We start from the raw sequence: 9,112 nt of genomic DNA, 5'->3' as shown, positions 1-9,112 counted from the left end.
ATTGTATAGGTAATCTAATGAGTTGAAATAATTATTTATTAAATTATTAGGTATTTTGTCAAGATGTGAAAGTGCGCTTTCAATAAAGCTGTCAAGCTTGTTATGCTCATAGATATCATTCAAATATATTTTAGTCGATTCATCATTGTCTAAATTTTCAAAGAAATTTATGACTGTATAGGTAGACAGGTTGTTCACTGAGATATTAAGTATAAAATATCTATCGAATCGACTTTCATGAGAAATCATGTTTTTTATAAGCTTTTCTTCAGAGCTATTGGTATCAAATGACTCTTGGATGTAGTTATGGAAGTCTGGGAAGATAGCTTTTAGCAAATTAATGGAGTGATTGCTACAAAAATTATTTATAAATAGATTAGCTTCATTTCTTTTTTCTTCATCTGGCATATTTATCAGGTTATTTATATTTTGTAACCTACCTAGCATTAAATCCCTGTTTCCGTGTATAGCTGAATATAGTTTAGGCTCAAATATTCTAAATGTCTCTAAAACCATAAAATCTACGAAATTAACTTCTAAATAATCATTTTCTAGCTGTGATAGTAAATTAAATTCGAAAGAATTAAGGAATTTATAGACAGAGCGCAAGTTTGTAAAATAATTAGCTAAGCCTTGCTGGTAGAAAATATCGGTAAAATAACTATTATCAAAAACTTGATCGAAGTTATCATATTTTATTTTATCTAAAATCAAATTTAAATGGTCTACAATATATTTTCTGAGCATAATGACATCAGGTTCAGGAACTTTAAACTCCACCTGAACTATTTTTTCCATATATTCATGACCAGTTTGAGTGTTATCTGTTATTTTTTTCTCTAAAACAGATTTTGAATATAAAAGTAAGAATACAATATTCTCAAAATCAGCATTTGATTTGACTAACTGCATGACCGTTAAAATTTGATGACGTTCGAGCCTATCTATATCATCGATTATAATGAGAATGGGTTGGTCGATTTTAGTTAGGCTTTCGCTAATACTGATTTTTAAATCTAGAGCAGATCTGTTTTTCTTATTAGCAAGATGTTCGCGCCTTTCAGCCAGAGACTTTAGAAAACCACCAAGCCCCTCGAAAAATATTAACCAGCCTGCTAAAATCGCAAGGATAAAGTTTGTAAGTAATTCTATTGAAAACTTTTTTTCGAAATATAAACTACCCAATATCAAAATTCCGAATATTAATGACGGAGTTTTAACAACTGGTTTAGTAAGTAGTGTAATGTTATTTAAGTAATATAAGTAAGTTCTAATTTTTTCTGCTAATTCTTTATGTTTCTTACTTTCATCACTGATTTCAAGTCTTGTTGCTATCTCTTTAAAAAAGGCAGATACAATCAAGTCTTGAGAGGACCACTCCCAAGGTGAGAAATCTATAATTATAGATTCTGGTTCAGTCCGCTGTATTTCGTCAATTATTAGATTTTTAACAGACGTCTTTCCAATCCCCCAATCTCCTGTAAGGGCAATCACCCATGAATCCTCGTGTTTCCATTCTATGATAGTATTAGCTAATCTATGTGAAAAATCTTTTCTATTAAGCAAATCGTCTTCAGCTCTTTCAATTGGTTTGTCTTTATGTAGCATTGAATTTTCCTAGAGCTAAGATTTATGATGGTTTTTAGTCTGGCAATATTATAATTACTTTAAGCCTAAAGGTGAGAAAAATCTTTTATTACATTTTTAAATGAATAAGTTGGAATTTTAATATTCAAAATGTAGATTAGAAAATTATATGCTCGCATTGACTTTCCAATCAAACACAAATAACTTTACACACATTATAGTACTTAAAATTAAGATACAAGCAATAACACTCTTACTTACTTAGCATCTCTCTTAGCAAAAATATTCGCAACCAACGCACCACTAAAGTTATGCCACACGCTAAATATCGCACTAGGTAAGGCAGCGACAGGGTTGAAATAAGTTGCCGCAAGAGCAGCGCCCAGACCAGAGTTTTGCATGCCCACTTCTATCATAATCGCGCGGCGTTGTCTCTCCGTAAAGCCAGACAAGCGAGCGATTACATATCCCAAGGTATAACCCGTCATATTATGTAAGGCAACCACGATAAATACGATAGCACCGCTATCCAATATAGTCGCTTTAGACACGGCAACTACCGCCGCTATAATAATGGAAATACCCAATACCGATACCATCGGTAATACCTCGGTGACGAACTCAATCTTTTTACCCAAAAACTTATGAAAGATAACACCCAGTAATATGGGCAAGATTACGATTTTCGTAATGGTGATCATCATACTGGCCAAATCGATATCAATCAGCTGACCCGCAAAAACACTGAGCAGAATAGGGGTTAGAAAAGGCGCAAGTAGGGTAGAGATAGAGGTAATCGCCACACTCAATGCCACATCACCTTTGGCTAAGAACGTAATCACGTTACTAGAAGTACCACCAGGACAACAACCAACCAAAATAACACCGACTGCGATTAAAGGATCAAGGTTAAAAATTACCGTTAATAAGTAAGCGATAAGAGGCATTAGCGTGAACTGTGCCAATAGTCCAACCAGTACAGGCTTGGGGCGTTTGATAATCTCTAGGAAATCTTCCGTTTTGAGCGTCATGCCCATCCCAAACATAATGATGCCAAGTATGGGAACGATCAAAAAAGCCAACGAGGCAAAAAATTCAGGAAAAATAAATCCCAAAACAGCACTGACCAATGCCCAGATTGCAAAGGTTTTGCCAATCCAACTAGAAAGTAGTGCAATCTGATTCATAGCCTGTCTCACAAAGATAAAAATAATAGAATAGACAATAATCTAGCAAACTTATCGCTACGTTCATAGCAAATGATGAAAGTATTTTGCTATGAACGTAGCGATAAGTTTGCTGATGGTGGGCAAAATAGACTGTCATAAAAAATGGCTTACTTATATTAAATAAGTAAGCCAAAAAAGAACTATTAGGTTTCTATAACTTGCTTAGCCAATCGACTATAAATTCGGATTTAACCACTTCTCAGCAGTCTTCATATCCCAGCCTTTACGCTCAGCATAACTCTCTAACTGATCACGGCTTATTTTGCCGACGTTGAAGTATTCACTATCAGGATGCGAGTAATAGAATCCGCTGACAGATGACGCAGGCCACATCGCATAGCTTTCGGTCAAAGTCGTACCGATCGCATCTACCGTACCCAGCCATTCAAACAATTTGCCTTTTTCCGTATGCTCAGGACAAGCAGGGTAGCCAGGTGCAGGGCGGATGCCGACGTATTTTTCTTTAATCATCTCATCATTAGTGAGTGATTCGGTCGGCTGATAGCCCCAATACTCTTTACGGATCAGCTCATGTAAATGTTCAGCGAATGCTTCAGCTAAGCGGTCAGACAGTGCCTGTACCATGATGGCATTATAGTCATCACCTGCCGCTTTGTATTTTTCAGCGAGTGTTTCTGTACCCACGATGGAGACGGTAAAGCCGCCCAAGTGATCGGTATGCGTCTCTGATGGCGAGACAAAGTCCGCCAAGCTAAAGTTTGGCTTGCCACTGGCTTTATCGCTTTGCTGACGTAAGTGTTCAAACTGATAGGTTGGTTTGCCGCCATCAGCAGGCGTATTGTCGTAGACCGTGACCGTATCGGCATCAGTACGGCGAGCAGGCATGATTTTGAACACGCCTTTGGCCACGAGTGATTTCTCATCGATCATCTTTTGCATCAGCTCATTGGCATTATCAAATAAATCTCGTGCCGCTTCGCCGACCACATCGTCTTGCAGTATTTTCGGATACTTACCGACCAGTCCCCAAGAGATAAAGAACGGCGTCCAATCGATATATGGCAGTAGGTTGGTGATAGGGTAATTATCCAATATCACTTGGCCTAACTTATTAGGCACTGGTGGCACATAGTTTTCCCAATCGTACTGAAAGCCAATCTTGACCGAGTTCGCATAAGAGATCTTGGCAGCTTTTGGCTGACGCTTGGCCAGACGCTCACGTACTTTGGCATAATCTTCACGTGTCTCATCGATCAGGGCTTGACGATGCTCTTTTGACAGTAATTTGGTGACCACACCGACGGAGCGTGAAGCATCAGTGACGTAGATGACACCATCATTTTGATATTGCGGCTCAACCTTGACGGCGGTATGTGCTTTAGAGGTGGTAGCACCGCCAATCATCAATGGTAGCGTCATGCCGCGCTCTTGCATTTGCTTGGCGACATAGACCATTTCATCGAGGCTCGGGGTAATCAAACCAGACAGGCCGATGATATCGACTTTTTCTGCAATAGCAGTATCAAGGATTTTTTCACAAGGTACCATCACGCCCAAATCGACAATGTCGTAGCCATTACAGCCAAGCACCACGCCGACGATGTTTTTACCGATATCATGTACGTCGCCTTTGACGGTCGCCATCAGAATTTTACCTTTGGTTTCGCCTTCTACTTTTTCGGCTTCGATATACGGGTTTAGCCACGCGACTGACTGCTTCATCACGCGTGCAGATTTGACCACTTGCGGTAGGAACATTTTACCGGCACCAAATAAATCACCGACGATATTCATACCGTCCATGAGTGGGCCTTCGATGACTTCTAGCGGTTTGGGATATTTCTCCCACGCTTCTTTGGTATCGGCTTCGATAAAGGTGGTAATACCTTTGACCAGCGCATGGGCAATACGCGCTTCGACGGTGCCTTCGCGCCAGCTCATATCGACCGTGCTTTCTTTTTTCTTGCCACCGTCTTGATAGTTTTCGGCAGCCGTCATTAGGCGTTCAGTTGCGTCTTGACCTGTTTCGCCTTGGTTGCGGTTGAGCATGACATCTTCAATCGCGTCACGGGCTTCCTTTGGAATATCATCGTATAACTCAAGCATGGCTGGGTTGACGATACCCATGGTCAGGCCATTGGTAATCGCATGAAATAAGAAAACAGAGTTGATGGCTTCACGAATTGGGTTACCACGGAAACTAAACGACACATTAGACACACCGCCCGACACCATAGCATTGGGTAAGTTATCCGTAATCCACTTAGTGGCATTGATGAAATCAGCACCGTAGTTGTTGTGCTCAGTGATACCAGTGGCAACCGCAAAGATGTTCGGGTCAAAAATAATATCTTCAGAAGGGAAACCGACTTCGTTAACCAACACATCATAACTACGCTGACAGATTTGGATTTTACGCTCGTAAGTATCAGCTTGACCATCCTCATCAAATGCCATGACGATAACGGCGGCGCCATAGCGCATACACAGTTTGGCACGCTCGACGAACTCAGCATGACCTTCTTTTAGAGAGATGGAGTTAACGACAGATTTGCCCTGCGTGCGTTTTAGACCTTCTTCGATGATGTCCCATTTAGAGGAGTCAATCATGAGCGGTACACGGCTGATGTCTGGCTCGCCAGAAACTAGATTGACGAAGTGAATCATCGCCTGCTTGGAGTCGAGCATGCCCTCATCCATGTTGATATCGACGATTTGCGCACCGCCCTCAACCTGATCGCGGGCGACATCGAGTGCTTCGGTATAGGCTTCAGTTTTGATCAAGCGCAAAAACTTTTTAGAGCCTGTCACGTTGGTACGTTCACCCACGTTGACGAACAAGCTGTCTGCTGTGATGGTAAATGGCTCAAGTCCAGACAAGCGGCAGGCAGGGGCGATTTCAGGAATCACGCGCGGCGCATAGTTTTTTACCATATTCGCGATTTGGCGAATGTGTTCTGGTGTCGTACCACAACAGCCGCCCACGATATTTAAGATACCTGCCTTTGCAAAGCCTTCTAGTAGCGCAGTGGTTTCATCAGCGGTTTCGTCATATTCACCAAACTCGTTGGGCAGACCTGCGTTTGGATGCGCTGACACATAAGTATTGGCGATATTAGATAACGTTTGAATGTGTGGACGTAGCGCATCGGCCCCAAGCGCACAGTTGAAGCCAACCGATAACGGTTTGGCGTGGCGAATTGAGTTATAAAATGCTTCAGCGGTTTGTCCTGATAAGGTACGACCTGATGCATCAGTAATCGTACCCGAAATCATAATCGGTAATTCAAAACCAATATCATCAAACACGCCAGTAATGGCAAATATCGCTGCTTTAGCATTGAGCGTATCGAAAATAGTTTCGATTAGGATAAGATCGACACCGCCTTCTATCAAGCACAAGGTCGCTTCACGGTAGTTGAGTACCAATTCATCAAAGGTGATATTACGAAACGCAGGGTCATTGACATCCGGTGATAGCGAGCACGTGCGTGAGGTTGGCCCTACGACACCAGCGACGAAACGAGGCTTATCAGGTGTTTTGGCAGTGAATGCATCTGCTGCACTGCGGGCAAGTTGAGCGGCTGTCTTATTTAGCTCAGGTACCAAATACTGCATATCGTAGTCGGCCATGGATAGACGCGTACCGTTGAAGCTATTGGTCTCGATGATATCCGCGCCAGCAGTCAAATGATCGTTATGAATGTCTATAATCATTTGTGGTTGCGAGAGTACGAGCAAGTCGTTATTACCGCGCACGTCTTGGTCTATATCCGCAAAACGCTCACCGCGATAATCTGCTTCTTCTAATTTATAGGTTTGAATCTGCGTACCCATCGCCCCGTCTAACATCAAAATTCTTGAGGCCATTTGCTCAGTGATACGGGCACGTGCTGTTAGCTGCTGCTCTTTGTATGGAAACACGGCAGATGGCGTTAGGATAAAGTCATCAGCGGATTGTGAAGAGTCAGAAGTGGCATCAGTTTGAGAAGAAGTCATCGTTTGGGTCATAGGAGCGCTGCTTATATCGTCAATGTCATAAAAGGAAGGAATAACAAATAGGGTATGCTTTTTATAAATAGAATAGCAAAAGTGGCATTATTTTAGCACGAAAATAATATCCCACGCGGGATAGTGCTTATTCCTCTTTGGCAATATGGCAGATACAAAATCTGCTTTTTGAGCCATCAGGTTTGGAGTTTATTGCATAAAATAAATAGGCACAAATGACTATCATTTCGTTTAAAGATTACATAAAGCTTTGTTTTTAAGGTTAAAACCTATCAAGACTATTAAAAGTCCGACAGAACTTACATGCCTACGACAAAAAGTAGCGTAAAAGTGAATTCATAAGGCTTTTCTATATGTTAATTTAATTTCAGAAGAATTGGCTGTTGGTAAGAAAAACTTACAAGCAAGTGTTCATTGTCATTACTATTTGGTAAATATTATCAATAGCGCAATCAACACATTCTAAAGCCAATTATCTACTCTGTAAGTCAGTAATACAATAATCAAGAATGATTCAATCATTAAGGGATATATTATGAAAATTACTAAAATTGCTACTATCGGTACACTTGCTCTTTCAATCGCAGGCCTAAGCGCTTGTAATAATATAATGCCAGCCAAAAGCGCGGATATGAAAGCGCCAATGCACAGCCAATCTATGGCAAAAATGAACGTTGTACAAGTGGCGCAAAGCAATCCTGAGTTCTCAGTATTGGTAGAGGCAGTACAAGCAGCCGGTCTAGCAGGCATGTTGTCTGATCCTAATGCTCATTACACGGTATTCGCACCGACCAATGCTGCCTTTATGCAAGCATTACAAGAAACAGGTATGACCAAAGCGCAGTTGTTCGCCAACAAGCCTTTGTTAACTAAGGTATTAGGTTATCACGTCGTGAGTGGTGATATGGCCATGTACGCTAAAGACGTTAAGCCTGGTAATGTCATGACAGCCAGCAAAGATACCTTGATGGTAACTAAAGAAGGTAAGTTGATGGATGAAAATGGCCGCACAGCTAACATCTTGAAGACTGACATCGCTGCCAACAATGGTGTGGTACACGTGATCGATAAAGTATTGTTACCTAAATAAGAATAACCAAAACCTGATATCTCTACTTTCTATGAGGTAGAGATTGAACCAATAACAGCCGTTATCTGTATGAGTCAATAATCAGATAATGGCGTTTTTAGATATATAGCATGTCAAATAGTGCTACTTCAAAATAGCGTATCAGCAATTATAAAGCAGTTATATCGCCAATACGCCATAGCTAGAATAAAAGTCAACAACAGCGTACACGTGATTGATACAGTGTTGCTACCTAAGTAAGTACCAATTAAAAATTAAACCGTTAGAATTATAGTTATCGATATGGCGAATTTGATATCAGGACTGGATAATAAGTAGTCGGTACTGTCTGCAAGATATCAGTCACTTTTATCTTTATTCAAAATGAATATTTTTTAATCACATTATTTAATTAATTATCTACAAGGAAATACCTATGTTAAAGAAAAACTTACTATCTATCACCGTAGTTACAGCCGCCATGTCACTAGCAGCTTGTAGTGACAAAGAAGCCGCTACTGATCCAGTTGAGCCTGAAGTTACCACCGAAGAAATGGCAGTTGAGCCAGTTGCTGAAGCTGATCCAATGGTTGAAGCAGAGCCAATGACTGACATGGACATGGAAGCTACACAGACTATCGCTGAAATAGCGGCAGGCAATGAGAACCTAACTATCCTTACAGCAGCGCTTCAAGCCGCTGGTCTTGATACTATGTTGATGGAAGATACCAAATACACAGTATTTGCCCCAACTGACGATGCTTTTGCTCCAGTACTAGAGAAGCTAGGCGTGACTAAAGAAGAGTTATTGGCTAACACTGATTTACTTAAGAAAGTACTTCCTTACCATGTAGTACCTATGGAAGTTAAAGCTGCTGATATCCCTTACGCTACTGATATCAAAACCGCTAACGGCGCAACGATTTCTATTAGCGATGCTAACGTCATTACAGATGCTACTGGTGGAACGGCTAACATCACTGGTACTGACATCATGGCAACCAATGGTGTGGTACACACTATCGATGCGGTATTAATGCCTGAGTAATTTTTTACAGACTACTGGTCATGACTTATCAGTAGTTGACGTATAGATAATACTGAAAGAGCCTAGCCATTGAGCTGGGCTTTTTTGTGCCAATATATTTATCTTGGTATTTTTTACGACGATCTATAAGAGTATCGGCACAAAAAAGCCCGAGACAATAGTCTCGGGCTTTTTATACGCAATGAGTAGGATGTAGCAGTACCAAAC

At 40.9% G+C, this 9,112-nt stretch carries 5 protein-coding genes; 2 read left to right on the top strand and 3 right to left on the bottom strand.

Features of this window, described 5'->3' with window-relative positions; genetic code table 11:
* The 3 genes from JMY08_RS09055 to metH form a co-directional block, all read right to left on the bottom strand.
* A partial coding sequence (locus JMY08_RS09055; RefSeq protein ID WP_201592973.1) for a P-loop NTPase fold protein occupies positions 1-1,608 on the bottom strand: 1,608 nt, incomplete at its 3' end.
* A gap of 236 nt (positions 1,609-1,844) precedes the next feature.
* Positions 1,845-2,774 carry a bile acid:sodium symporter family protein gene (locus tag JMY08_RS09050; RefSeq protein ID WP_201592972.1) on the bottom strand — a complete coding sequence of 310 codons (930 nt, stop codon included), beginning with the start codon at positions 2,772-2,774 and terminating at the stop codon, positions 1,845-1,847.
* A 216-nt stretch (positions 2,775-2,990) separates the two neighbouring features.
* Entirely contained in the window at positions 2,991-6,788 is a 3,798-nt protein-coding gene (gene metH, locus JMY08_RS09045) for a methionine synthase (protein WP_201592970.1), read from the bottom strand.
* Between the two features lie 535 nt (positions 6,789-7,323).
* On the opposite strand from metH, the gene JMY08_RS09040 reads away from it, so the two are divergent.
* Positions 7,324-7,878: a fasciclin domain-containing protein gene (locus tag JMY08_RS09040; RefSeq protein WP_201592968.1), complete on the top strand. Its 555-nt coding sequence runs from the start codon at positions 7,324-7,326 to the stop codon at positions 7,876-7,878.
* A gap of 415 nt (positions 7,879-8,293) precedes the next feature.
* Positions 8,294-8,905, top strand: coding sequence for a fasciclin domain-containing protein (locus tag JMY08_RS09035; protein WP_201592966.1), 612 nt, complete (start codon positions 8,294-8,296; stop codon positions 8,903-8,905).
* The last annotated feature ends 207 nt before the right edge of the window (positions 8,906-9,112 follow it).

The sequence above is a fragment of the Psychrobacter sp. Pi2-51 genome (assembly GCF_904846665.1).
GTDB classification, from domain to species: domain Bacteria; phylum Pseudomonadota; class Gammaproteobacteria; order Pseudomonadales; family Moraxellaceae; genus Psychrobacter; species Psychrobacter glaciei.
Note: the sequence above shows the minus strand (reverse complement) of the source record. Positions and strands in the feature narration are given on the sequence as shown.